This window comes from Rhodoferax sp. BLA1 (assembly GCF_013416775.1).
Taxonomy (GTDB): Bacteria; Pseudomonadota; Gammaproteobacteria; order Burkholderiales; family Burkholderiaceae_C; genus Rhodoferax.
In genome coordinates, this window is the sequence record NZ_SZVI01000001.1 from 81,992 (window position 1) to 103,803 (window position 21,812).

General features: G+C 61.4%; 18 protein-coding genes. 14 read left to right on the top strand and 4 right to left on the bottom strand.

What is annotated here, in order from left to right; translation table 11 throughout:
* Positions 1-146 precede the first annotated feature (146 nt).
* Both FDG13_RS00435 and FDG13_RS00440 read left to right on the top strand, forming a co-directional pair.
* The gene (locus FDG13_RS00435; RefSeq protein WP_180124753.1) at positions 147-1,106 is read left to right on the top strand and encodes a DNA cytosine methyltransferase; all 960 of its coding nucleotides are present in this window, start codon (positions 147-149) and stop codon (positions 1,104-1,106) included.
* Positions 1,106-1,693 (top strand): HNH endonuclease, encoded by a 588-nt coding sequence (locus FDG13_RS00440; protein WP_180124754.1) that lies wholly within the window; start codon positions 1,106-1,108, stop codon positions 1,691-1,693. Before FDG13_RS00435 ends, FDG13_RS00440 begins: the two co-directional genes overlap by 1 nt.
* A gap of 22 nt (positions 1,694-1,715) precedes the next feature.
* Here the strand turns inward: FDG13_RS00440 and ruvA are convergent, their stop codons facing one another.
* Positions 1,716-2,288, bottom strand: coding sequence for a Holliday junction branch migration protein RuvA (ruvA, locus tag FDG13_RS00445; protein ID WP_180124755.1), 573 nt, complete (start codon positions 2,286-2,288; stop codon positions 1,716-1,718).
* Between the two features lie 149 nt (positions 2,289-2,437).
* Between ruvA and FDG13_RS00450 the strand changes: the two genes are divergently transcribed.
* The 4 genes from FDG13_RS00450 to FDG13_RS00465 all read left to right on the top strand — a co-directional run bounded on the left by FDG13_RS00450 (position 2,438) and on the right by FDG13_RS00465 (position 7,710).
* Positions 2,438-3,448, top strand: a complete 1,011-nt coding sequence (locus tag FDG13_RS00450) for a PhoH family protein (RefSeq protein ID WP_180124756.1) — start codon at positions 2,438-2,440, stop codon at positions 3,446-3,448.
* An 87-nt stretch (positions 3,449-3,535) separates the two neighbouring features.
* Entirely contained in the window at positions 3,536-3,979 is a 444-nt protein-coding gene (ybeY, locus tag FDG13_RS00455; RefSeq protein ID WP_078365522.1) for an rRNA maturation RNase YbeY, read from the top strand.
* Positions 3,980-4,038: 59 nt separating this feature from the next.
* Positions 4,039-6,201 carry a protein-disulfide reductase DsbD gene (locus FDG13_RS00460; RefSeq protein WP_180124757.1) on the top strand — a complete coding sequence of 721 codons (2,163 nt, stop codon included), beginning with the start codon at positions 4,039-4,041 and terminating at the stop codon, positions 6,199-6,201.
* Positions 6,202-6,444: 243 nt separating this feature from the next.
* Positions 6,445-7,710, top strand: a complete 1,266-nt coding sequence (locus FDG13_RS00465; protein ID WP_180124758.1) for a D-alanyl-D-alanine carboxypeptidase family protein — start codon at positions 6,445-6,447, stop codon at positions 7,708-7,710.
* A gap of 230 nt (positions 7,711-7,940) precedes the next feature.
* Here FDG13_RS00465 and FDG13_RS00470 read toward each other — a convergent pair whose 3' ends face one another.
* Positions 7,941-9,464 carry a hypothetical protein gene (locus FDG13_RS00470; RefSeq protein WP_180124759.1) on the bottom strand — a complete coding sequence of 508 codons (1,524 nt, stop codon included), beginning with the start codon at positions 9,462-9,464 and terminating at the stop codon, positions 7,941-7,943.
* A gap of 571 nt (positions 9,465-10,035) precedes the next feature.
* On the opposite strand from FDG13_RS00470, the gene FDG13_RS00475 reads away from it, so the two are divergent.
* The 7 genes from FDG13_RS00475 (at position 10,036) to priA (ending at position 17,940) form a co-directional block, all read left to right on the top strand.
* Positions 10,036-10,443, top strand: a complete 408-nt coding sequence (locus FDG13_RS00475; RefSeq protein ID WP_180124760.1) for a DUF1924 domain-containing protein — start codon at positions 10,036-10,038, stop codon at positions 10,441-10,443.
* 15 nt (positions 10,444-10,458) lie between these two features.
* Complete coding sequence (locus tag FDG13_RS00480; RefSeq protein WP_078365515.1) at positions 10,459-10,950, top strand: diheme cytochrome c; 492 nt, start codon at positions 10,459-10,461, stop codon at positions 10,948-10,950.
* Positions 10,947-12,119: a cytochrome b/b6 domain-containing protein gene (locus tag FDG13_RS00485; protein WP_180124761.1), complete on the top strand. Its 1,173-nt coding sequence runs from the start codon at positions 10,947-10,949 to the stop codon at positions 12,117-12,119. Before FDG13_RS00480 ends, FDG13_RS00485 begins: the two co-directional genes overlap by 4 nt.
* Before the next feature lie 68 nt (positions 12,120-12,187).
* Positions 12,188-12,874 (top strand): response regulator transcription factor, encoded by a 687-nt coding sequence (locus tag FDG13_RS00490; RefSeq protein ID WP_180124762.1) that lies wholly within the window; start codon positions 12,188-12,190, stop codon positions 12,872-12,874.
* Positions 12,871-14,283, top strand: a complete 1,413-nt coding sequence (locus FDG13_RS00495; RefSeq protein ID WP_180124763.1) for an ATP-binding protein — start codon at positions 12,871-12,873, stop codon at positions 14,281-14,283. Before FDG13_RS00490 ends, FDG13_RS00495 begins: the two co-directional genes overlap by 4 nt.
* Before the next feature lie 45 nt (positions 14,284-14,328).
* On the top strand, positions 14,329-15,441 hold the full coding sequence (hemE, locus tag FDG13_RS00500) for a uroporphyrinogen decarboxylase (RefSeq protein WP_180124764.1): 1,113 nt from the start codon (positions 14,329-14,331) through the stop codon (positions 15,439-15,441).
* Positions 15,442-15,771: 330 nt separating this feature from the next.
* Positions 15,772-17,940 carry a primosomal protein N' gene (gene priA, locus FDG13_RS00505; protein WP_255435010.1) on the top strand — a complete coding sequence of 723 codons (2,169 nt, stop codon included), beginning with the start codon at positions 15,772-15,774 and terminating at the stop codon, positions 17,938-17,940.
* Between the two features lie 36 nt (positions 17,941-17,976).
* Here priA and FDG13_RS00510 read toward each other — a convergent pair whose 3' ends face one another.
* Together FDG13_RS00510 and FDG13_RS00515 are read right to left on the bottom strand one after the other, a co-directional pair.
* Positions 17,977-18,435: an AraC family transcriptional regulator gene (locus FDG13_RS00510; protein WP_180124765.1), complete on the bottom strand. Its 459-nt coding sequence runs from the start codon at positions 18,433-18,435 to the stop codon at positions 17,977-17,979.
* A 124-nt stretch (positions 18,436-18,559) separates the two neighbouring features.
* A complete protein-coding gene (locus FDG13_RS00515) occupies positions 18,560-19,354 on the bottom strand; it encodes a class I SAM-dependent methyltransferase (RefSeq protein WP_180124766.1) in 795 nt (264 codons plus the stop codon).
* A 227-nt stretch (positions 19,355-19,581) separates the two neighbouring features.
* On the opposite strand from FDG13_RS00515, the gene FDG13_RS00520 reads away from it, so the two are divergent.
* The gene (locus FDG13_RS00520; RefSeq protein ID WP_180124767.1) at positions 19,582-21,738 is read left to right on the top strand and encodes an ATP-dependent helicase; all 2,157 of its coding nucleotides are present in this window, start codon (positions 19,582-19,584) and stop codon (positions 21,736-21,738) included.
* Positions 21,739-21,812 lie beyond the last annotated feature (74 nt).

Below are 21,812 nucleotides of genomic sequence, written 5' to 3' on the forward strand. Positions count from 1 at the left end.
CTGCCTGCGTTTTCAAACGTGTCGGCATGGCCTCAAGCCCGCGTTACGATTGGCGCCAGATAACAGGCAAGCCCCCCTCACAATTGCAGCCAGCTGCAACTAGATGGATAATTGAGCTGTAAATTCATACAGCTTTAGGATATTTGATGAACTCTCTCGAACTCTGTGCCGGTGCCGGTGGGCAAGCCCAAGGGCTTGAACGCTCCGGCTTCCAGCACGAGGCACTGGTCGAGATCGACGCAGCTGCATGCAACACCCTGCGCTTCAATCGCCCCCAATGGAATGTGATCGAGGGGGACTTGTCACTGTTTGACGCCAGCCCTTTTCGGGGCGTGGACCTGGTTGCAGGCGGGGTGCCATGCCCGCCGTTCTCCAAGGCAGGCAAGCAGCTTGGTTCTGAAGATGCGCGTGACCTGTTCCCCCAAGCCATTCGGGTGGTGGACGAAACACGGCCTCAAGCGGTCATGTTGGAGAACGTGCGTGGCTTGCTGGACGCGGTTTTTGTCGATTACCGGCAAAAAATTGCCAAACAGCTGCAGGCCATGGGTTACTGGACAGATTGGCATCTCTTCAACGCCGCCGATTTTGGCGTCAGCCAGTTGCGCCCACGCGTGGTGTTTGTCGCGTTGCGGCAAGACGTCGCCGAGCACTTCCATTGGCCTGTGCCCAGCATGAAGCTGCCACCCACGGTCGGGCAACTTCTGCATGATCTGATGCGCGCCAATGGCTGGCAAGGCGCGGATGCCTGGCGCGACCTGGCCAACGACATTGCACCCACCTTGGTGGGTGGCAGCAAAAAACACGGCGGTCCAGATCTTGGCCCCACCCGATCACGCCAAGCCTGGTCTGCACTGAGTGTGGACGGACGCGGCTTGGCTGATGAGGCACCCTCTGCTGATTTTGTCGGCCAACCCCGCTTGACCGTTCGCATGTGTGCACGCATCCAAGGTTTTCCAGACGACTGGCACTTTGTTGGCAAAAAAACACCCAGCTACCGGCAGGTCGGCAACGCGTTTCCGCCACCTGTGGCGCATGCCGTCAGTGCCGGAATTGCCTTGGCCATCCAGAAGGCAGCCGCTGTACGCCTTTTCAGAAAGGCCGCGTGATGCCAAAAACTGACGCTGCCATCACTCCCCCATCCAAAGGCGCACGCGCCAAGTTACGCGCCCATTTTTTGGCGAACCTGGGGCGAGTGATTGAGGCCGATGAACTTCGATCTGTGGCAGGCAATATCAGCGAGTGGGCCAGACGCATCCGTGAGTTGCGCACCGAAGAAGGCTATTTGATCCTAACCAACCATGACCGCGCCGAACTGAAACCGGGTCAATACCTACTTGAGACGGCCAAACCACAACCCGCTTTTGCCAGAGGCATTTCCAAGGAAACACGCGCTTTTGTGCTGGACCGCAACGGGTTCACCTGCCAGATGTGCGGTGCCGTGGCGGGTGAGCCACACCCGTATGACCCCAGCCGAAAAACCCGGTTGCACATTGGGCATGTGCTGGACAAAAGCCTGGGTGGCTCAGACGACGCCAACAACCTCAAAGCCATTTGCTCGGTGTGCAACGAAGGAGCCGCCAACATCACGCTGCAGCGGCCTGATCTGAACAAGCTACTGGTTCAAGTCCGCCGTGCCACTTCGGCAGACCAGCGTGAACTGCTCAAGTGGTTAAAAACCAAGTTCAGGGACTAGGCCAGCCGGCCTTTCAAACTGGCTACTTCGCCAGGCTTTTGAGCGCCTGCTTGATGCCGTCGCTCACACCCACGTCCTGCGGCAGGGCTTTGAGGGCAGCGGCGGCTTCGCGGTCGCTGTAACCCAGCGCCAGCAGGGCTTGCAGGATGTCGGCCTGAGCGTCGCTGGCCACACTGGCCACCACACCCATATCTGGCCCGAGTTTGCCCTTGAGTTCAAGCAGCAGGCGCTCGGCGGTTTTTTTGCCGATGCCGGGTACCTTGATCAGGCGCCCAGCTTCCTGCAGGGTGATGGCCTGAGAGAGTTCGGTCACACTCATGCCCGACAACACCGAGAGTGCGGTGCGCGGCCCGACACCACTGATCTTGATCAGCTGGCGAAACGCTTCACGCTCAGCCGCATTGGCAAAACCGTACAGAATTTGTGCATCTTCACGCACCACAAAGTGCGTCAGCAGCGTGACTTTGGCGCCAATCTCGGGCAGGTTGTAGAAGGTGCTCATCGGCACCAGCACCTCGTAGCCCACGCCGTGGCAGTCGATGATGACCTCGGGCGGGTTTTTGTTGTCCAGCGTACCGGTGAGCTTGCCTATCATCTTTTTTACCTATTCAATCAAGAAGTCTTTGGGTCTGACGGAAAATCGGCCCACGCAGGCAGGCCCAACAACCCAGCCGCCAGCCACGGCATGTTGGCCCAACCCCACGGAGCGGTGAAACCGCCGCCCCTATTCAGAGAATTATCAACGTGATCCTTCGCCACCTGTTTTCGCCACCCAACAACACCCGCCTGAGCCACCTGTGTGGCCCGATGGACGCGCATTTGCGCACCATCGAGACCGCGCTGCAGGTCAAGATCGCACACCGGCACGAGCAGTTCAAGGTGGATGGCCTCAAGATCCACGCCCAGCGTGCGATGGAAATGTTGCAGGCGCTCTACGAGATGGCGGCGCGCCCGATTGAGCCACGCACGGTGCAGCTGATGCTCTCGGGCGACGGCGACGTGAATGGCGCCGACGGCCCCTCGCTCAAAACGCGTCGTGCCGACCTGAAACCGCGCTCGATGAACCAGGCGCACTACCTGGACTGCATCGCCAGCTGCGACATCACCTTTGGCATTGGCCCGGCCGGCACCGGCAAAACCTACCTGGCCGTGGCCATGGCGGTGGACGCCCTGCAACGCAGCACGGTGCAACGCATTGTGCTGACCCGCCCTGCGGTCGAAGCGGGTGAGCGCCTGGGTTACCTGCCCGGTGACCTGGCGCAAAAGATCGACCCGTATCTGCGCCCGCTGTACGACGCGCTCTATGACCTGATGGGTTTTGAGGCGGTGCAAAAGGCCTTTGAGCGCCAGACGATTGAGATTGCGCCGCTGGCCTTCATGCGCGGGCGCACGCTCAACACCGCGTTTGTGATCCTGGACGAGGCGCAAAACACCACGCCCGAGCAGATGAAGATGTTTTTGACCCGCATCGGTTTTGGCTCCAAAGCGGTGGTCACCGGCGACGTGAGCCAGATCGACCTGCCCGCCGACCAGCTCAGCGGCTTGATCGACGCCGAACGCGTCTTGCGCAGTGTGGACGGCATCGCCATGTGCCGCCTGACCAGCGCCGACGTGGTGCGCCACCCGCTGGTGGCTCGCATTGTGGACGCCTACGACGCGCCCGGCCGCTTCAACCCGCACCCGCGCCTGGACGCCGACCCGATGCCCACCCCGGTGGCACCGCCGCGTGTACGCAGCCGCAAGGCGACACCGTGACAGGCAACACAACTTATTGATAGCTACTAGCCCTTATGAATCAAGGGCTAGAGGCCCATTTCTTATACATATCCGTCTGACCGCACCATGAACCAACTCACCCTGTCCCTGCAATTTGGCAAGCTGCCGGATGCCGAATTACACCGCGCCGCGCTGCCGCGCCACAAGGTCATCAAGTGGATTCGCCACGCGCTGCAGGACGATGCCGAAATCACCGTGCGCATCGTGGATGCGGAAGAAGGCCAGGCCCTGAACCGCGACTACCGCCAAAAAGACTACGCCACCAATGTGCTGACCTTTGACTACACCCAGGAACCCATCGTCACCGCCGACCTGGTGTTGTGCGCCCCGGTGGTGGCCAAAGAAGCCAAAGAGCAAAACAAAACCCTGGAAGAACACTACGCCCACCTGCTGGTGCACGGCACCCTGCACGCCCAGGGCTGGGACCACGACGAGGACGAGGACGCCCAAGTGATGGAGCTGCGCGAAAGCGAAATCATGGCGCGCCTGGGGTTCGAGAACCCGTATTGAGCCGGCACCAACAACACGCTCCCCGGAACTCTGCGCCACCTCCTGACTCTGAGAGTCTTATGACGTTTCAAAAGATGCTGACCCGCTGGCTGATTGCTGTTTTATTCATAGCTATCAGCCCTTTATCCACCTGGGCTCAGGCGCCAAAAAGCATCACAAACGTGGTCACCACCGAGCAGGTGCGCGCCGAGCTGATGGCCTACGCGCCCGATGGGGTGGACCCCGGCAAAACCGTCTGGGTTGGCCTGCAACTGGCCCACCAGCCGCACTGGCACACCTATTGGAAAAACTCGGGCGACTCGGGCCAGCCCACCAGTCTGAGCTGGACCTTGCCCACCGGTGTGTTGGCGGGCGACATTGCCTGGCCCACACCCAAGATCCTGCCAACCGGCAACCTCGTCACCTATGGCTTCAACGGCACGGTGCTGCTGCCGGTGCCGCTCACTATCACGCCCGACTTCAAACCATCACCCCTCTCTTCCGAGCTGGAAGTCAAATTACAAGCCAGTTGGCTGGTGTGCAAGCTCGAATGTGTGCCGCAGGACGGTGAGTTTGTGCTGCGCCTGCCCACCAAAAGCTCCACCGCGCTTAACGCAGGTGTGTTTGAGGCCAGTTTCCAGGCCAGCCCCAAACCAGTGGCTGGCCAAAGCCAGATCAACATCGATGGCCAGCAGCTCAAGCTGACCGTCACCGGCCTGCCAGCCGCGCTGCAAGGCCAGAAACTTGAACTGTTCCCCGAAGTCACCGAGCTGGTGGACGCTGGCGCCGCCTGGACGCAAGCCTGGACCGGTGCGACCTGGACCGCCAGCCTGCCGATCTCTCCGCATCGCAGCGACAGCCCCACGGCGCTGCCACTGGTGCTGGTGGCCGAGGTGGCCGGGCAACGCAATGGCTTCGTCACCACCGCCCCCATCACCGGCAGTTGGCCAGCCAACCCGCCACCCGGCCAGGCTGAGGTGGCGCAGCCCCAACTCAACCCGGCGCTGAGTCAAATCCCCAGCGCACCGACCGTGTCAACCAGCTTCTGGCTGGCACTCGTTGGTGCGCTGCTGGGCGGCCTGTTGCTGAACCTGATGCCCTGTGTGTTCCCGGTGCTGGCGATCAAGGTGGTGGGCTTCACCCGCCACGCCGACGACCGGCGCGGCCACCGTATCAGCGGCCTGGCCTACAGCGCGGGTGTGGTGTTGTCCTTTCTGGCGCTGGGTGCCCTGATGCTGGTGCTGCGCAGCGCGGGTGAACAACTCGGCTGGGGCTTTCAGCTGCAGTCACCCGCCGTGGTGGCAGCGCTGGCGGCACTGTTCACGCTGATCGGGTTGAACCTGGCCGGGCTGTTTGAGTTTGGCCAGCTGCTGCCCAGCCGCGTGGCCACGCTGCAGTCCAGCAACCCAGCCGTCAACGCCTTCCTCTCGGGCGTGCTGGCCGTGGCCATTGCCTCCCCCTGCACCGCGCCGTTCATGGGGGCGTCGCTCGGGTTGGCGCTGGCTTTGCCGCCGTTACAGGCGCTGCTGCTGTTTGCGGCGCTGGGTGTGGGTATGGCGCTGCCGTATCTGGCGGCCAGCTGGTCACCCGCGCTGGCGCGCAAGTTACCCCGCCCCGGCCCTTGGATGGACACCTTTCGCCGCGCCATGGCCTTCCCGATGTTTGCCACCGTGGTCTGGTTGGTGTGGGTGCTGGGTCAACAAACTGGCATCGACGGCGCGGGCGCCCTGCTGGCGCTGCTGGTGGGCCTGGCGCTGGTGGTCTGGGCGTTCACACTGCACGGCGCTGCGCGCCTGCCGGTTGCTGCCATATCCATAGCTATCCTGCTAACACTGACCTGGGCTATTGGCAAAAATGTCGTGCATTTTGCAGAACCCAACAGCAGCATCAGCGCCAGCACCAACAGCCGGTGGCAGGTCTGGGCGCCAGGCAAGGTGGACGAACTGCTGGCCAGCGGCTCCCCGGTGTTTGTGGACTTCACCGCCGCCTGGTGTGTGACCTGCCAGTACAACAAAAAAACCACCCTGGCCAACACCGAGCTGCTGGCGGATCTGGAAGCCAAAAAAGTCGTGCTGTTACGCGCCGACTGGACCCGCCGCGACCCGGCGATCACCACCGCGCTGGCCACCCTCGGGCGCAATGGCGTGCCGGTGTATGTGATGTACCAGCCCGGCAAAGCACCGGTGGTGCTGTCAGAGATTTTGTCGGTGGCCGATGTGCGCGGCGCGATGGTGGGCTTGTGAAGTCGCCCTGCACACACGCCAGCCGGACTGTGGATGGCGCCCACTTGACGACAACACCCATGTTACGAATTTTTACACTGCCTGCTTGAGCACTGCCATCGTCCCCACGCGCAGCGCTCACAGGTGCCTTCTCCCTGCTTTTTTGCCGTGATCAGCCCCAAAAAACCTCCCTCCTGAGGGCCGTTGTGGCCCCTCAACGCTTCACATCGATCCGCGACAATGGTCGCTCCTCCTGAAAACACCATGAAAAACAAGACTTTTTCCCTTCTCCCTATCGTCCTCGCCATCGCTGCTGGCTCCATGTTTCCTGGCTCCGCCAGCTTCGCGGCTACACACAAAGCGACCAAACCCGCAGCTCACGCCACCAAAGCCACCGCCACCAAGAAGGTCGCCGCTGCCGCCAACGCCCTGCCGCCGCTGGCGGCGGACAACAGCTTGGCAGGTACACCGCCCGCACTGCCTGCCAAAGCCTGGTTATTGATGGACTTCGACTCCGGCGAGGTACTTGCCTCGGCCAACGCAGACGAAGCGCTGCCACCCGCCTCGCTGACCAAGATGATGACCAGCTACATCGTCGAGCAGGCGTTACGCACCGGCAAACTCAAACCAACCGACCTGGTCTCGGTCAGCGAGAACGCCTGGTGCCGAGGCTCCAGCACCGAGTCGTGTATGTACCTGCCACTCAACAGCCAGGCCACGGTGATCGACATCCTGCGCGGCATCATCATCCAATCGGGCAACGACGCGTCCAAAGCGATTGCCGAACACATGGCTGCCTCCGAAGAGGGTTTTGCCAAGCTGATGAATGCCGAAGCCCAGCGCCTGGGCATGACACACACCCATTTCATGAACCCCACCGGCCTGCCCGACCCGGACCACAAGTCGTCGGCGCGTGACCTGGCCATCCTGGCGCGCGCCATCATCCGCGACAGCGTGGACTACTACCCGATCTACGCGGAACGCGAGTTCAAGTACAACGGCATCAAACAAGGCAACCGCAACGCCCTGCTCTACACCGACCCGTCGGTGGACGGGCTGAAAACGGGCCACACGGACGCCGCCGGCTACTGCCTGGTCACATCGTCCAAGCGCAACAACATGCGCCTGATCACGGTCATCCTCAACACCCACAGCGCCCAGGCGCGTGCTGATCAGACGCGAACACTGCTGGGTTGGGGCTACAGCACCTTTGAGAAGGCCACCCCGATTCAACCCAACACCGTGGTCACCAAGGCCAAACTCAGCTTCGGCAAGGCAGACACGGTCGACGCAGGCCTGGCCACACCGTGGATGTTGACCGTGCCCCGCGGCCAGCAGGTGCAGACCTCGGTGGAACTCAAGTCGGACCTGGAAGCACCCCTGACCAAAGGCGCTGTGATCGGCAAGGTGGTCGCCACCGCCAACGGCAAACCGATCGGCGAAGCCCCGCTCACCGCGCTGGCCGATGTGGAACGCGCGGGCCTGCTGCTGCGTTTGTGGCAGCACGTGACCCAGTTGTTCGGAAAATAAACCCGGCATGGGGCGGCACGCCTACTGCCGCTTGCTGCACTATCCATAGCCACCTTGCCTGTATTGGCGGGGGCTATTGGCCAAAATGTGCTGCATTTTTCAGTACCCGGCAACGCAACCAGCAGCAGCAACAGCTGGTGGTTGGCCTGGGCACCGGGCAAGGTGGGCGACCTGAAAACAATAAAAATCGTGTTGCGACGCGCCGACTGGAGCCGCCGCTAGGCACCTGATTAGGACGCCGTTGATTCTGTAACTTTAGCCCTGAAGGGCAGAACATTTTCAGGAAGGATTCGGTCCCACTCTTCTCTGAAGAGGTCTCGGTGGACCGTTCTTCGGTACACCTCGTTGAAGTGTTCTTTGGCAAAGTGCTGGATCATCCATCGCTGCTGGTTGTTCGAGTGCTTCAAGCTGAAGAACGCATGAATTCCTACCTCTGCAATCGTTGGGCTCACTTCTTCGAAGTCTTCGCATGAGGCCACTGTGTAGGGCATGGTGTCAAGCCATGTGAGGTCAAGGTTCTTCTCTACCATTTTCGTTCGCACACCCTCTGCCAAAAGGTCTGCTGACGTACCAAGCAAGTACCAGTCTTCGAGCGTCACGACGAGCGGAAAAATTGGCCGGTCGTTTCGCGGCCAGTGCGTGTGGCCCGCCAGTGCGTCAGCTATGTTCTTGTAGATCTGTATGACAGCTTTCGCCAGGTAGTCCACTTGCTGACCAATGATTGCTGGGTCAACCGCTGATTTGGCATCCACGGTCATGCGCTTGGCCTTGCATTCGATAAACAAGTTCGCTAGGTCGTCGGTCAATATCCAGTCTACGCCGTCTTTTCGATGGCGCCCTACCTTGTACTCATGCTCCTCGTAAATCGTGAATTGAGGGCTTGGGAATGTTTCGCCCAGCACCTCACCCAAGTAGGCTTGAAACGAAGCGCCAAACGGGTTGTTGAAGCCCGCAGCTTTATCGATTTCGTAGTAGAGGCCTTGGCTTACTCGCTTCAAGACGTAGTAGGGAATAGGGCAATGGAGACGCTCAGGATGCGTTGGATCCAGTCCAACGAGTGGTTTGGCTTCGAGCGGGTTCCAGGTGTACATCCAGGTGTCGTCGTACCTGGATTCCTTATTGACTTCTGCTCGGAGTTCCTTGAAGGGTTGCGACAGTTTGCCAAACACCGTTTTGGATCGCTCCAGCTCGATACCAAAGGGGCGGTAATCCTGGTGAGCGGATATCCCGCATTCGCGTTGTAGAAGGCCTGCAGCGGCAAAGCCTATGAAAAACCATTCCTTCGTGCTGACACCAGTTTTGTGCACAAGAAGGCGCTCCACGTCGGGTTCTGAAAACACTTTGAAGTAGCGCATGAGCGCATTGAACTGACGCGGGCGCTGCCACGGAAACTGAAGCTGGCCCGTGGGGGTCAAGCTGTTGTACGCGCGGTCTGGCGTCATGTGTTCGCCTGCCATGTCGTTACTGACTCGGCGCAGCATATTGAGCACGGCTACCATGCTAGGCCAGGGACGAAGACGAAGCTTTCCATCTTGTGTCGCGTTCAAAACGATTTCGCGCGCCAGTATGGCTATCTCCCACTTGTAAAGGACTTCCTTGAGCCAGGTAAAGCCTTGGCCGGTCCATACTTTCTCATTAGAGGAGGGGAGGTCTACCGCTTGGAAGTACCACCATATGTCCTCGATTGAGTCCTGTAGGTTGTACTGGCGCAGGAGGTTTCGAAGCGGCTTGTATTGAGGAGGGTAATTGTTCACGGTCTGGTCCAGGTTGGAGTTACACCGATTTCAATGATCGCAACAGCTCTTCCGCGGATGTTGAAATGGGCTTTTTGTGACTACAAGCGTATTTGAATCGGAACACCCGCCAACAGCTGGCATTTTTAATCGGGATTCGCAAAATTGGCACACGTCCTGTCTTGCACAGTTGTTTTGCCAAAGGAAACAGATTTCCTGGATTGCATCCCCTTTTGGCGCATCACCCCATTTGGCAATACCTTGCGCAAGAGCGTACAAGTTCACGAGCCAGTGATCAACCTGTTATTTATAAGAAGTTGACCGCTAGCCCTTATATTTAAAGGGCATGCAGCTATGATTTTTGGCATTCCTTGCGTGCATTGCTGAATTGAGGAGCCCCCTTCCCCCACCGGCCCATCGCTTGGTACGTCCTCCTTTTGAACACACGGCCAAATACGGCGGTTAGGCGCCCTTTCCGCCCCGGCGGGGGTGGAAAGGGCGGGGGGATAGGGGGGATCAACGGCAACACCGATAAGACTTTCTTAAGACGCCCTTTTTAAGCTTGTCCCCAGTTCATCACTGAGGGTCAAGCATGAAATTCCAACACCACTTCCGCACCGTTTTCACCAGCCTGGCAGTTGCCCTGCCGCTGCTGGCCAACGCCAACCCGATCCTGGACAGCTACAAAGCCCAGGCCAAGGCCGAGAACCCCGCGTTCAAGGACTTCAGCGCCGCTGCCGGGCAAAAGCTCTACAGCACCCAGGGGCCGAACCAGTTGTCGTGTTCGTCCTGCCACTCCGATTCCCCCAAAAAAGCTGGCCAACACGCCAAGTCCAACAAAGTCATCGAGCCAATGGCACCCAGCGTGAACCCGCAGCGTTTCACCGACGCGGCCAAGGTCGAGAAGTGGTTCAAACGCAATTGCAATGACGCCCTGGGCCGGGCCTGCACCACGCAGGAAAAAGGCGACTTCATGAGTTATGTGTTGTCGGTCAAATAAGAAGGAAGGGGCACGATGTCACACCACCCACTCTGGACCCTCGCCACAATCTTCACGCTGGCGCTTGGCAGCCTGAGCGCCCAGGCCAAATACAACGGTGAGGACCGGGGCCGCCCGGTGATGCCGGCGCAAAACAACGCCAAATGGCAAGCTGAATGCAGCAGTTGCCACCTGGCGTTCCCGCCCGGTTTGTTGCCCGCAGCGTCCTGGCAAAAGATGATGGGCGAGTTGGACCAACACTTTGGAACCGACGCGTCGTTGTCTGCCGCTGACACCACCGAGATCACCAACTACCTGGTCAAACACGCCTCCAACCGCTGGACGGCCAACACCGCGCCGCTCAAGATCACCGAAAGCGGCTGGTACACCTCCAAACACCGCGCCAAAGAAATTGACCCGGCCGTGTGGAAACGGGCCTCGGTCAAAAGCCGGTCCAACTGCATCGCTTGCCACCGCGACGCCGACAAAGGCGAGTTTGACGAGGACACTGTCCGTATTCCCAAATGAGCCCTGGTAACAAACCTTTGCAGCCCACGCTGATCTGGGACTTTCCGACCCGTTTGTTCCACTGGACGCTGGCCGGCAGTTTTGCAGTGGCCTGGCTCACCGCCGAGTCAGACCCGTGGCTGGCGGTTCACGTGTTTTGTGGTTACCTGATGCTGGGGCTGGTGGGTTTTCGGGTGCTTTGGGGGTTTGCCGGTTCGCACTTTTCGCGTTTTACCAGTTTTGCGCTGAGCCCCTCGCGTGGCTTGGCCTATCTGAAAGAGGTGGTGGCGGGCCGCGCTGCACGTTATGTGGGCCACAACCCGACCGGCAGCCTGGCGGTCTACCTGTTTCTGGCGCTCACCTTGGTGATTGGTGTGAGCGGCATCTTGCTGCTGGGTGCGCAGGAGCGCCATGGCCCGGCGGCGGGCTGGTTCAGCTTTGCCCAGGGGGATGAGTTCCAGCAACTGCATGAACTGGCCGCCATCGTGATGCTGGTGCTGGTGGGTGTGCACATCACCGGTGTGCTGATGGAAAGCCGGGTGCACCGGGAAAACCTGGCGCGATCCATGGTTGACGGCCACAAGCTGGCCAGCCCGGACACCCCGGCGGGCCAGCCGCACAAGCGGGTGGCCGGGTTTGTGTTGCTGCTGGTGCTGGGTTTTGGCGGCTGGTGGTTTGCGTATGCGCTACACAACCAATGGGCGGCCCTGACCGGCCAGACCGTGGTGCGCCAGGTGCCGTTTGTGGGCCCCACCCTGGCCGACAACGCTGTGTGGCGCGAAGAATGTGGCAGTTGCCATGGGGTGTTTCATCCCTCGCTCTTGCCCGCACGCTCCTGGCAGAAGATGATGGCCGAGCAGGACCAGCACTTTGGCTCCGACCTGGCACTGGACGAAGCCACCACCAGCGCGGTGCTGGCCTTTATGGTGGACAACGCCGCCGAGCAGCAGGCAACCGAAGCCGCCTACAAGATCGGGCAATCCATCCCGCCCGAGGCAGCCCCGCAACGCATCACCGAGACACCTTACTGGATCAGGAAACATCGTGAGATTTCAGCCGCCGACTGGGCCAACCCGCTGGTCAAAAGCAAGGCCAACTGCGCCGCCTGCCACACTGATGCCGACGCCGGCACCTTTGAAGACGGTGCCATGCAAGTGCCCCAGCCCAGCACCCAGAGCCGTCCGTCATGAAAACCAGGCCCCCGCGTCTGCACGCCCAGCGGCTACGATGGGGGCCCCACAAACGCCCGACACACACCATGCGTATCTTGCTAGCTGAAGACGACCCCCTGCTGGGCGACGGCCTGCGCACCGGGCTGCGCCAGCAGGGTTTTCTGGTGGACTGGGTGCGTGACGGCTTGGCCGCCGAGCGCGAGATCGGCTACGACAAACACCAGGCCGCCGTGCTGGACCTGGGCCTGCCGCTCAAAGATGGCATGGAGGTGCTGCAGTCAGTGCGGCGCCAGAAGATCACCCTGCCGATCCTGATCCTGACCGCGCGTGACGCGGTGCCCGACCGCATCAAGGGGCTGGACGGTGGCGCCGACGACTATGTGGTCAAGCCGGTGGACCTGTTTGAGCTGGGCGCACGCCTGCGCTCGCTGGTGCGCCGCGCCCACGGCCACACGCAGGACCTGCTGAGTTGTGGTGCGCTGCAGGTGAATCTGGCGGCGCGCACGGTCACGTTGTCCGGGCAGGCCGTGGGTTTGTCGATGCGTGAGTTTGACCTCTTGCATGTGTTGATGCTCAACGCCGAGCGGGTCATGTCGCGCGAACAGCTGGAGCAGCAGCTCTACAGCTGGGGGTATGAGGTGGAGAGCAACGCGGTGGAGGTGCACATCCACCACCTGCGCAAAAAACTGCAGGCCGACCTGATCCAGACCGTGCGTGGTGTCGGCTACACCCTGATGCCCCCCAAAGACACGCCGGTGGCGCACGGCGCATGAACCTGTTCAAGCGGCTGGCCTCACTGCAGGCGCGCCTGCTGGTGCTGTTGCTGCTGCTGATTTTTGGGGTGTGGGTCTCGGCGGCGGTGTTGACCTGGGTTGATACCCGCCATGAACTCGACGAGTTGCTCGACGCCCACCTGGCGCAATCGGCCGCGTTGCTGGTGGCCCAACAAACCGACGCCGATGCCGCCGAGCGCAGCCACAGACCCCATAGCCGCCGCAACGACGACAGCAGCGAGCACCCAGACGCCCCCACCCTGCACAAATACGCCACCCGGGTGGCGTTCCAGGTGTTTCACAACGGCAGGTTGACGCTGCACTCTGACACCGCACCCGAAACGCCGATGTCGCAACGTCTGCGCGGTTTTGCCACGGTGGAACTGCCCGAGAGGGGCACCTGGCGCGTGTTTGGCGCCCAGGGCAACGAGGGCGATGTGCAGGTGTTTGTGGGGGAACAGTTGCGCTCGCGCCGGTCGATCTTGTGGGCGGTGATGCAAGCGGTGTTGATGCCTTTGCTGGCAGCCTTGCCGGTGCTGGCGCTGCTGGGCTGGCTGGCGGTGCGCCGCAGTTTGACCCCCCTGCGCACACTGAGCCAGGAGCTGGCGTGGCGCCAGCCGAACAGCATGGCGCCGCTGGTCATCACCGACACCCCGAGCGAGATGGCGCCGGTGGTGTCCTCCCTCAACAGCTTGCTGGCGCGTATTGGCCAGATGATGGCAGCCGAGCGGCGTTTCACCGCCGACGCCGCCCATGAGTTGCGCACCCCGATTGCCGCGATCCGCGCCCAGGCCCAGGTGGCGCTGGGCGCCGGGTCCAACGTGGCCGAGCGGGATCAGGCGCTGCGCCAGACACTGGCCGGGTGTGACCGCGCCACCCACCTGGTGGCCCAGTTGTTGACACTGTCTCGGTTGGAAACCGCCGGCCACCCGCCACCGGGTCTGCGGGTGGATGTGTGCCAGATTGCCCAGCGGGTGGCCGCCGATCTGGCCCCTGGTGCGCTGGCCCGCAAGCAGGTGCTGACGCTGGACACCAGCGCCACCGGCCCGATCAGCGCCGACGAGATGCTCACAGGGGTGCTGATCCGCAACTTGCTCGACAACGCGCTGCGTTACAGCCCCGACGGCGCCCAGGTCAGCCTGCGTGTGCACACCAGCGCGGGCTTGGTGCGCCTGGAAGTCAACGACAGTGGCCCGGGCCTGCCCGCTGCCGACCTGGCGCGCCTGGGGAAGCGTTTTTTCAGGGGGCTGGGCAGCGGGCAACAGGGCAGCGGGCTGGGCTGGTCCATCGTGCGGCGGATTGCAGAGGTCTACCGGGCACAGGTTCTGGCCACGCCCTCCAGCCTGGGTGGCCTGTGTGTCACGGTAAGCTGGCCACTTGCGCCAGATCAAGAATCAAGGCAAATTTGAGTTTACATGTGTCAACCTGCCACGACACAATGCGACAATTCGAGCATGACTACCACATCCACACCCTCCTTCGCCCCCCTCCAGAACGACACTTTTTTGCGTGCCTGTTTGCGCCAGGCGACTGACTACACGCCCATGTGGATGATGCGTCAGGCCGGGCGTTTCCTGCCGGAATACCGAGCCACCCGCGCCAAGGCCGGCAGTTTCATGGGCCTGGCCACCAATGTGGACTACGCCACCGAAGTCACGCTGCAGCCGCTCGACCGTTTCCCGATTGACGCGGCGATTTTGTTCAGCGACATCCTGACCGTGCCCGACGCGATGGGCCTGGGCCTGTCGTTTGCGCTGGGTGAAGGCCCCAAGTTTGCCCACTCGGTGCGTGACGAAGCCGCCGTGGCCAAGCTTGAAGTGCCCGACATGGCCAAGCTGCAGTATGTGTTTGACGCGGTCACCTCGATCCGCAAGGCGCTCAACGGCCGGGTGCCGCTGATCGGTTTCTCCGGCAGCCCCTGGACCCTGGCCTGTTACATGGTCGAAGGCGCAGGCAGCGACGACTACCGTCTGGTCAAAACCATGATGTACAGCCGCCCGGACCTGATGCACAAGATTCTGGAAATCAACGCCGACGCGGTAGCTCTCTACCTCAACACCCAGATCGAAGCTGGCGCCCAAGCGGTGATGGTGTTTGACAGCTGGGGTGGTGTGCTGGCCGACGGTGCGTTCCAGGAATTCAGCCTGGCCTACACCCGCCGTGTGCTGGCCAAATTGCACAAAACCTGGGATGGCGCCACCATCCCGAGCATTGTGTTCACCAAAGGCGGCGCCCTGTGGTTGGACGAGATGGAGCAGCTCGACTGCAACGCACTTGGCCTGGACTGGACCGCCAACCTGACCAAGGCCCGCATCATTGCGGGTGGCAGCAAGGCCTTACAAGGCAATCTGGACCCGAACGTGTTGTTTGCACCACCCGAAAAGATTGAGGCCGAAGTCATCAAGGTGCTCAACGCCTTTGGCACACCCCACAGCGGCCCGGGTTTTGGCCCCACCCACATCTTCAACTTGGGTCATGGCATCAGTCAGCACACCCCGCCCGAACATGTGGCGGCCCTGGTCGAAGCGGTGCACAAACACTCGCGCCTGATGCGCGGCGCCTGCTAGTTGAGCCGGTGCTAGCTGGCTAGCACTTTTTGGTCTGTTTTTGGCGGTTCCCAACAAAAAAATTTGTTACTTATGCACAAAATTGGTGAACCGCAGTGCGGGCCGTGAGCCCCGCTGTCAAGTACACTATCAAACGCATAGCAGTTGTAAGTGGTTGATTTTAAAGGGTTTTGAATTTTGCATGTTTTTTGGGCAGGCTAACAAAACCCTTGATTTACAAGGCCCGGCAGCCTCTATCGACGAGCTATCAACAAAGTTATCCACAGAAAACTTGGATGAACTTCAAACCCTCGCAGAATCAACGACTTAAGGCGAATTTCGCAAGTTCACTTGAACACCCCCTCCCAAGCTGAGCCAGTCGCCGCCACCCTGGTGTCGGTGCTGGTCCACACCCCAGCACACAGCCAGATGGCCGGTGCCCTGAGTTACACCAGTGAGCATGCCCTGCCCCCGGGCACCCTGGTGCGGGTGCCGCTGGGCCAGCGTGAGCTGCTCGGGGTGGTGTGGGAGCAGCACCCCGCCAGCGAGGACACGCCGCCGCTGGACCCCAGCAAACTGCGCCCCGTGGCGGCGGTGCTGGACGCGCTGGCGCCCTTGACTGTCCACTGGCGAACCCTGATCCACTTTGCCGCGAGTTATTACCAGCGCTCGGCCGGTGAGGTGGCGCTGGCCGCCCTGCCGCCGCAGTTGCGTGACATCAGCAGCCTGCAGCTGGCGCGCAAACTCAAAAAGAAGGCCAAGAGCCAGCTCAAGGCGCAGACCGCGCCCGCCACAGACACAAGTCCGCCTCAGGATATTCCTGAATTGGTAGCACTCACCCCAGAGCAGACAAGGGCTATCGGCCAATTTGATGAAAATCTTGGCCCGTTTTTGCTGTTTGGTGCCACCGGCAGCGGCAAGACCGAGGTGTTCATGCGCTGCGCCGCCGATGTGCTGGCAGGCTCAGACAGCAGCCAGGTGCTGGTGATGGTGCCCGAGATCAACCTGACGCCGCAGCTCGAAGAACGCTTCAAAGCCCGCTTTTGCGCCCAGTACGGTGCCGACGCGGTGGTGTCGATGCACAGCGGCCTGACCCCGGCGCAACGCCTGGCAAGCTGGCTGGCGGCACACAGTGGCAACGCGCGCATTGTGCTGGGCACCCGCATGGCGGTGTTTGCCTCGATGCCGCATCTGGCACTCATTGTGGTGGATGAAGAACACGACCCGAGTTACAAAAGCCAGGACGGCGCCCGTTATTCAGCGCGTGACCTGGCGGTGTACCGCGGCAAGTTGGAGGGCGCCAAGGTGCTGCTGGGTTCGGCCACCCCCTCGCTCGAGAGCTGGTACCACAGCCGCCCGCTGGCCGAGGGCGGGCGTTACATGCGGCTGGAGATGCCGAGCCGCGTGGGCGCCAATGCCATCCTTCCCCTGGTACGGCGCGTGGACATGAACCACCAGCCCAAGGGTTGTGTGATCTCGCCGCCACTGCTGGACGCGATTGGCCAACGCATCACGCGTGGTGAACAAAGCATGGTGTTCCTGAACCGGCGCGGTTACGCCCCGGTGCTGAGCTGCGCCGACTGCGACTGGAAAAGCAACTGCCCACACTGCAGCGCCTTTCGTGTCTTTCACAAAATCGACCGCACGCTGCGCTGCCACCACTGTGGTTTTACCGAACGGGTGCCACGCGCCTGCCCGGACTGCGGCAGCCTGGACATCGCGCCAGTGGGGCGCGGCACCGAGCGGCTGGAGGAACAACTCGCCCTGTTGCTTAGCGGCATGAGTCGCCCGGACGGCAGCGCGGTACGCATTGCCCGCATCGACGCCGACACGACCAAACTCAAAGGTTCGCTCGAGAGCCAGTTGGCGCAGGTGCATTCGGGCGAGGTTGATGTGCTGGTGGGCACCCAGATGATTGCCAAGGGCCACGACTTTCGCCGCATCACCCTGGTGGCGGCGATCAACCCCGACGGCGCGCTGTTCTCCAGCGACTTCAGATCCCCCGAGCGCCTGTTTGGCCTGCTGATGCAGGCCGCAGGCCGTGCCGGGCGCGACGCCAGCAACACCAGCCGCAGCGAGATGTGGGTGCAGACCTTCCACCCGACGCACCCGTTGTACGAGACACTTAAACAACATGACTACCCGGCTTTTGCCGCCTCGCAGCTGGTGGAGCGCCAACAGGCCGGCATGCCACCGTTCAGCTTCCAGGCGCTGGTGCGCGCCGACGCCCGCACGCAGGAAGCGGCGCAGTCCTTTTTGAACAGCGCCAGCAGCGCCTGTGACGGCCTGGCTGAACTGGCGCCCTGGCGCGAGCACATCACGCGGTACCCGGCGGTGCCGATGAGCATCCAGCGTGTGGCCAATGTGGAGCGCGCCCAGATGCTGCTGGAGAGCCCCTCGCGTGCGGCCTTACAACGCTTCTTGAACGCCTGGCAACCCACCCTGCACGCGATGCGCAGCCAGCCCCAGTGTAAAGGCCTGCTGCGCTGGGCCATTGATGTCGATCCGCTGCTGATTTAAAAGAAGATACGGGAACGGAATAACGCAGCAAAGATGTCAGGCAACACCAAACTGGATTTCAACGCGGTTGTCAGGGGAGTTCGGTCCGTTCCATGCGAGATAAACCTCTCTGCTCTCCCCGGTGAAGGCCATATTTGCAGCCACCATGTCGCGCACCAAAGGCTGATAGCCTTGGGTAAACAGTTGCCTCAGCCCGCCGTGGTAAGGGACAAAGGCGCAAGAAAATTGCCCCAGTGACTTGATGGGAAACGCGCCTGCCACAGCGTTGTCGGCCGATGCAATCGGAAGACAAAACTCCACCCGGTACCGGTCCTGGCCGTTTTTGGGCAGCTGGTAAGAAATGAACACCCACGGCCCCACAACCTTCAAATCGCTCTGTTTGGCTTGCGCCATGAGCTCCGGCAGATACGTCTCTGCGTAGCGCCCGACCTCCGGAATTGTGAGCTCCTGCGTCGCGTACAACACCGTCATGGGTTCGACCGTTTTTTTGTCCATTCACAACTCCTTGTTTTGGCATGAGGACTGCGCCGCGACGGCATCCCCCCAAAAAAACAGGCCTTGCGGAGGGTCGATCTGAAGAACACGGGACTGCTCGGCAGCAGACCCATGGGCACCCGACTCAGGCGGATTTGGTCGCCACCACCACCTGGAAGTTGCCAAAAAACACCACATGCCGCTCGCAGCTGACGCCGGGCATCTCATGCAGCAGGTTCACCGGGTCGTGGGTGCTCCACAGCGCCAGTCCATAGGGCTCAAACACCTTGAAATAGGTCCAGCTCAGGGCCCGCAGCAGCCAGGGGCGCGGGCGGTGGAACTCGGCCAGGTAGAGCTTGCCGCCAGGGGTGAGCACCCGCATCGCCTCGGTCAAGGCCTCGATCTTGAGGTGGTGTGGCAGCTCGTGTAACAGGAAAAACATGACATTGGCGCTGACCGAGCTGTCGGCCTGGTTCATCGCGATGGCGTCGTTTTTCTGGTACGTGATCTTGCCGGTGTAGTCGAGCAGCTTGCTTTTGGCGTGGTCGAGTTCGTTCTGGATGATGTCGGCCACCAGCACCTTGGACGCCCCGGCCTGCACCGCCGCCTTGACCACGCGCGGCATCACATTGCCAAAAGCGCAAGAGGTGATCAACACCTGCTGACCGGTCAGGTCGGTGCGTTTGAGGCTGTGGGTGATGATGGACACCAGGCGGCTGTACTGGAACAACAGGATGCCAGCAATGACGGGCTGGTAGTCCACCAGCCGGATCAGGCGCATGTTGGAATAAATCGGGTAGACATGGGCGGCTTCCTGTTGCAAGCGCCCCAAAGCCCCCCGCATCAACAATGCCCCGCGTGTCAGGGTGAAAAAGAACAGCGCAATACTGGCCAAAGCGGCCACCACGCCAAACACGGTATACGTCAACCAGGGGTGCATGCTTTTCCTTTGCGATCACAAGGATCGTGTGTTTTTCAGAATATCGAGCGCCAAGGGTAGCTGGTTGATAGCCACTCGCAATTGAGCTTTGTCAGGCTTCTGTCAAAAAACGAGCCTTGGCAACAACAGGCGACCAAGCTGCTTGACACCGGGCCAGAAGAGGCCTGGAAACCCGGGGCCATCACTCGGCTGGGTATGATTCGCCCCCTTCTGCGCGTTTCACCCCCATGTCCACCTCCTTCAATACCGGTCTCAACCTCGCCCAGCAGGACGCGGTGAACTACCTGCACGGGCCCTGCCTGGTGTTGGCCGGGGCGGGATCGGGCAAAACGCGGGTGATCACGCACAAGATTGGTCGGCTGATCCAGTCCGGCGTGGCAGCCAAACGCATTTTTGCGATCACCTTCACCAACAAAGCGGCGGCCGAAATGCGCGAGCGCGCCAAGGGGCTGATTGGCCGGGCCGCCAAGGACGTGGTGATCTGCACCTTTCACGCGCTGGGCGTGCGGCTGCTACGTGAAGACGGCGCGGTGCTGGGGCTCAAACCGCAGTTCTCCATTTTGGACAGCGACGATGTGACCAGCATCCTCAAAGACGCCGGTGGCAGTGTCGACGCCGCCACCGCCCGCAGCTGGCAATGGACCATCAGCCTGTGGAAAAACCAGGGGCTCAACTCGGCCAGCGCGCTGGCCGCCGCCAACAACGACAACGAGCGCATCATCGCCCGCGTGATGGCGCATTACGAGGAGCGGCTCACCGCGTTCCAGGCGGTCGACTTTGACGACCTGATTGGCCTGCCGCTCAAGCTGCTACAACAACACGAGCAGGTCAGGCAGAAGTGGCAAGGGCTAGCAGGTCATTTCCTGGTAGATGAGTACCAGGACACCAATGCCACGCAGTACGAGATGCTCAAACTGCTGGTGGGTGGCAACGGCCCCGAGCAGGCACGTTTCACCGCTGTGGGTGACGATGACCAGTCGATCTACGGCTGGCGCGGTGCCACGCTCGACAACTTGAAGAAACTGCCGATCGACTTCCCCAACCTCAAAGTCATCAAGCTCGAGCAGAACTACCGCTCCACCTCCGCCATCCTGCGCGCGGCCAACAATGTGATTGGCCCCAACCCCAAGCTGTTCCCGAAAAACCTATGGAGCGACCTCGGTGAAGGTGAGCCGGTGCGGGTGGTCGATGCCGACAGCGAAGAACACGAGGCCGAGCGCGCCGTGGCGCGTATCCAGAGCCTGCGGGCCAACGGCATACCCCACGCCGGGCCGCAGTTCAAGGAGTGGCGCGACTTTGCCGTGTTGTACCGCGCCAACCATCAAGCCAAACCGTTTGAGAAAGCCTTGCGCAAGGCGCAGATCCCGTACAAGGTGTCGGGTGGCACCAGCTTCTTCGACCGCGCCGAGGTGAAAGACCTGTGCGCCTGGTTCCGGCTGTGGATCAACAACAACGACGATCCGGCGTTTTTGCGCGCGGTGACCACGCCCAAACGCGGCATCGGCCACCAGACGCTGGGCCACCTGGGCGACTTTGCCAGCAAATACCGGATCAGCATGTTCGAGGCGCTGTTTTCCAGCAGCCTGGGCTCGGTGATCTCGGGCAAAGCGCTGGGCAGCCTGCACGAGTTTGGCCGCGAGGTCAACGACCTGGAGTTCCGCGCCCGCCACACGCTGGGGGCTGAAGCCGCCAAAACCTTTTTGATGGACTGGCTCAAAGACATCGGTTACGAGCAATACCTGTACGACGGTGAAGACAGTGAACAGGTGGCCAATGCCCGCTGGAGCAATGTGCTGGACTTCATCGACTGGATGAGTGGGCGCTGCGGTGGCCAGATTGACGACGCCTCGGGTGTCAACGCGGTCGGAGAAATCAAGTCGCTGTTAGAGGTGGCGCAAACCGTGTCCTTGTTGTCGACCATTTCCGAGCAGGAAAAAGACCAGAACGTGGTCACGCTCTCGACCTTGCACGCCTCCAAAGGACTGGAGTGGCCACATGTGATGCTGGTGGGTGTGACCGAGGGCATGTTGCCCTTCAAGTTGCGCGACAACCCCGATGCAGAATCAGCGGGGCAGGCCAGCGCCGCCCAGAAAGCCCAGGCGATGGAGGCCGCCAACGCGTCGCTGACCACCCACCTGCAGGAAGAACGCCGCCTGATGTACGTGGGCATCACCCGCGCCCAACGCAGCCTGGCGGTGAGCTGGACCCGCAAGCGCAAAAAGGGGCGCGAGATGGTGCAGGCCCAACCCAGCCGGTTTATTGAAGAAATGGGTCTGGACCAGGCCACCGTGCGTGAAGACCCACGCGCCAAACTCAAGGCGCTGCGCGCCGAATTTGCCCAGAAGGCCGCCGACGGCGCGGCAGCACGCGCGCAAACGCGCTAACTCCGTTGCAGGCTGGCGCACGCGGCCCAGCCCCCAGCAACAGCATCAAGCCGTGGTCAGTCTGGTCTTGGCAC

What these genes read in the sequence shown, in the direction of transcription:
- FDG13_RS00435 (WP_180124753.1), top strand. Translation starts at nt 147, where the DNA reads ATGAACTCTCTCGAACTCTGTGCCGGTGCCGGTGGGCAAGCCCAAGGG.
- FDG13_RS00440 (WP_180124754.1), top strand. Translation starts at nt 1,106, where the DNA reads ATGCCAAAAACTGACGCTGCCATCACTCCCCCATCCAAAGGCGCACGC.
- ruvA (WP_180124755.1), bottom strand. Translation starts at nt 2,288, where the DNA reads ATGATAGGCAAGCTCACCGGTACGCTGGACAACAAAAACCCGCCCGAG.
- ybeY (WP_078365522.1), top strand. Translation starts at nt 3,536, where the DNA reads ATGAACCAACTCACCCTGTCCCTGCAATTTGGCAAGCTGCCGGATGCC.
- FDG13_RS00460 (WP_180124757.1), top strand. Translation starts at nt 4,039, where the DNA reads ATGACGTTTCAAAAGATGCTGACCCGCTGGCTGATTGCTGTTTTATTC.
- FDG13_RS00465 (WP_180124758.1), top strand. Translation starts at nt 6,445, where the DNA reads ATGAAAAACAAGACTTTTTCCCTTCTCCCTATCGTCCTCGCCATCGCT.
- FDG13_RS00475 (WP_180124760.1), top strand. Translation starts at nt 10,036, where the DNA reads ATGAAATTCCAACACCACTTCCGCACCGTTTTCACCAGCCTGGCAGTT.
- FDG13_RS00480 (WP_078365515.1), top strand. Translation starts at nt 10,459, where the DNA reads ATGTCACACCACCCACTCTGGACCCTCGCCACAATCTTCACGCTGGCG.
- FDG13_RS00485 (WP_180124761.1), top strand. Translation starts at nt 10,947, where the DNA reads ATGAGCCCTGGTAACAAACCTTTGCAGCCCACGCTGATCTGGGACTTT.
- FDG13_RS00490 (WP_180124762.1), top strand. Translation starts at nt 12,188, where the DNA reads ATGCGTATCTTGCTAGCTGAAGACGACCCCCTGCTGGGCGACGGCCTG.
- FDG13_RS00495 (WP_180124763.1), top strand. Translation starts at nt 12,871, where the DNA reads ATGAACCTGTTCAAGCGGCTGGCCTCACTGCAGGCGCGCCTGCTGGTG.
- hemE (WP_180124764.1), top strand. Translation starts at nt 14,329, where the DNA reads ATGACTACCACATCCACACCCTCCTTCGCCCCCCTCCAGAACGACACT.
- FDG13_RS00510 (WP_180124765.1), bottom strand. Translation starts at nt 18,435, where the DNA reads ATGGACAAAAAAACGGTCGAACCCATGACGGTGTTGTACGCGACGCAG.
- FDG13_RS00515 (WP_180124766.1), bottom strand. Translation starts at nt 19,354, where the DNA reads ATGCACCCCTGGTTGACGTATACCGTGTTTGGCGTGGTGGCCGCTTTG.
- FDG13_RS00520 (WP_180124767.1), top strand. Translation starts at nt 19,582, where the DNA reads ATGTCCACCTCCTTCAATACCGGTCTCAACCTCGCCCAGCAGGACGCG.